The organism is Escherichia sp. MOD1-EC6098, assembly GCF_002965865.1.
GTDB classification, from domain to species: Bacteria; Pseudomonadota; Gammaproteobacteria; order Enterobacterales; family Enterobacteriaceae; genus Escherichia; species Escherichia marmotae.
The window spans coordinates 1-2,393 of sequence record NZ_PTSN01000060.1 but is presented as its reverse complement, the minus strand read 5'-3'; the positions used below and the strand labels follow the sequence as shown (position 1 = coordinate 2,393).

The following is a 2,393-nucleotide window of genomic DNA, read 5'->3' as shown; positions in this document are numbered from 1 at the left end:
TTTGGCGTCAGGGATGGAAGCCCGCCAGGGCGGAGACAGCTTCGCTGGCTCCGTTCACGACAGCCCGCCCCGCCAGGGGGACGCCCGGAAAAGGCATAAGCAGGAGAACAACAAAACAGACAGTAATCAGAGCATCAGAAAAAAGAAGAACAGTAGCAGTAGCAGTAGCAGGAACAACAACATCATCAGTAACAGACAAATGACAGGTCTGAAAAGACAGAAGCCCACAGCAGAACGTCCGCGTAATGGAAGGGGCGGCGCGTCAGCGCGGCCCCTTTCAGCGCCACCGGCGCGCGGTCTTTTCCCGGCGCGGGCAGACAGGCATTTATCCTCCCGCCTGCCCGGCGTCATCAGGCTCGCAGACGAATAATCATCGTCGGAACACGGGTATAAGCAAACGTACCGCGTGGCAGCTCCTCGCGGACGTCAGAAAACGGTAACAGCTTCTCCTGCTGGCGCGGCCCGTTCAGACAGACGGCAACCAGCACGCCCCCCGGACGCAACAGGGAAAAAGCCCGCAGGATATGCCGGATATCCTGCCCGTGACTGAACGGCGGATTCATGATAATCCGGCTGTAATACTGCACCGGCTGCCATTCCATGAAGTCGCAACACTGTACCCTGACACCGTTAAAATTGTCCCGCAGATACCGGACCAGCCCGCTGTTAATCTCCACCGCATCACACATGGCCCCCGGTGCGGTATCCCGAATCGCCCGCAGTATGGCCCCGGTGCCGGCAGAGGGTTCCAGAATGTGATCACGGTTGCTGATCTCCGCCAGCGTCACCAGGCGATCACAGACCGGGGCAGGAGTCACAAAAAGCTGAGATTCAGCCCGGATTTCAGCAACCGGCGCGGCGTTATCCAGCCTTGCGCGCATCAGCCGGATACGTTCTTTTAACTGACTGTGCATGTCATTATCTCCGTCATCCCCCGGGGATTTCCCGGGGGGATATACCTTATTTCTGTGGGATTTCCGTAATTTTCATGTCGGTGATATACACATTCACCAGGCGGAAATTGTTGTCCATTGTGCGGCGGTAACGATATGCCCCGTGCTCTTCTGCCTCTGCCACACTGCGCACGGCCTTACAGTCCCGGGGCAGGGCGGCCCACTGTGCCTTTGTCATTTCCCGGAAACCTTCCCCCGGATAGTTGACTACCGGTGGACGCTTCGCGGTCTGTCTGGCGACGGCAGCCTCTTCTGCCGATGGCGCTTTGTAGTCCGTGATGCGATCGGGCGTCACTTTCATCGTGCCGCTGTACCCGAGAAAACTGTAATTCGGCGTTGTGACTGAACTCACCGCCCCGTTGCTTTTGTTCACGCGAATGATGGTCAGCCACTCGCCCCGGCTGCAAATCTGCCCGCCCGGCTCAAAATCCTGTGTCCGGGTAACCACACCACCGCTTTCGTCCAGCATGGCACGCTCATAGATCAGGCGGTTCTGATAGTGGTTAACCCAGCGTTGTTGACGCTGAATCTGCCGTTCATGACAGCGGATCGCAATTTCGCGGGCCTGCTCCGTGGTGATGATGTCATCATCCAGGGCCGACCATAACGATCGACTTCCTTCATACTGGCTTTTTTCTGCCGGACGCGGGTACTTATCCAGCGGGAAACAGGCGCTGATATGGTCATGACTGCTGATGAGTTTTGCCATATTCAGATCCAGCGATTCAGCCTGCCACATCGTCAGATATTTCTGCGACTGCGCGATGGTCTTTTCAGCCTTTCGCAAATCAGCTTCGATTTTTTTGATACGACGCCAGCGAACATCCGGACGTTCTTTATACTTCGCGTGAAGCCGTGCCGACCGCGCCCGCTCTTCCCAGTATTCCGCACGTTCAAAGAGCATCACGGCACGTTTCATGCCGTTTTCAATACGCTGCGCATCACGACGGGCGCGGCGTTCGCTGTGATGCCCCACAAGAATGGGCTGACCGGGCGGGATCATCGCGGCCAGTCTTTCCACTTCATCAAGTGCCTGTGCGGATTCACTGGCCCGCTTTCCGCTGTATCCGGTAAACCGCTCCGCCCGAGCTTCCTGACGTTCAGCGAGCGTGCTGTCTTCATCCTCAATCTCTCCGGCAAGTGAGAGGAGCACATCTTCCCGGTCCGGTGTCCAGGCTGGCGCGACAAACAGCGCCTGTTTTGGTGCCCAGCGAAAACCAGCATCATGCACTTTTTTATACGTCTCCGGGTCAAGACGTGACGCGGCATACAGGCGCAGTTTGTTGTCATCCGGTGAGTAGGTCGCGCGGTACATCTGCACAGGGCTGGCGGCTTCCGGGGCGGTCATGGTGATTGCTGCTAATGTCATAAAATGTTCTCCTTCCGTCTGTTGCCGCCCCTCGCGGGGCGGCTCACCTCATCAGTTAAAAGCGCGTTTCA

Annotated in this window: 3 protein-coding genes; 1 reads left to right on the top strand and 2 read right to left on the bottom strand. The window is 57.3% G+C overall.

The window, feature by feature from the left end; all coding sequences use genetic code 11:
• On the top strand, window positions 1–370 hold a 370-nt coding region (locus C0K55_RS26420; RefSeq protein WP_236942626.1), incomplete at its 5' end, for a hypothetical protein.
• Here C0K55_RS26420 and C0K55_RS25505 read toward each other — a convergent pair.
• The gene (locus tag C0K55_RS25505; RefSeq protein WP_021548773.1) at window positions 351–914 is read right to left on the bottom strand and encodes a methyltransferase; all 564 of its coding nucleotides are present in this window, start codon (window positions 912–914) and stop codon (window positions 351–353) included. The genes C0K55_RS26420 and C0K55_RS25505 overlap by 20 nt on opposite strands.
• Before the next feature lie 46 nt (window positions 915–960).
• Window positions 961–2,322 carry a DUF3560 domain-containing protein gene (locus C0K55_RS25500; RefSeq protein ID WP_097736516.1) on the bottom strand — a complete coding sequence of 454 codons (1,362 nt, stop codon included), beginning with the start codon at window positions 2,320–2,322 and terminating at the stop codon, window positions 961–963.
• Between the last annotated feature and the right edge of the window lie 71 nt (window positions 2,323–2,393).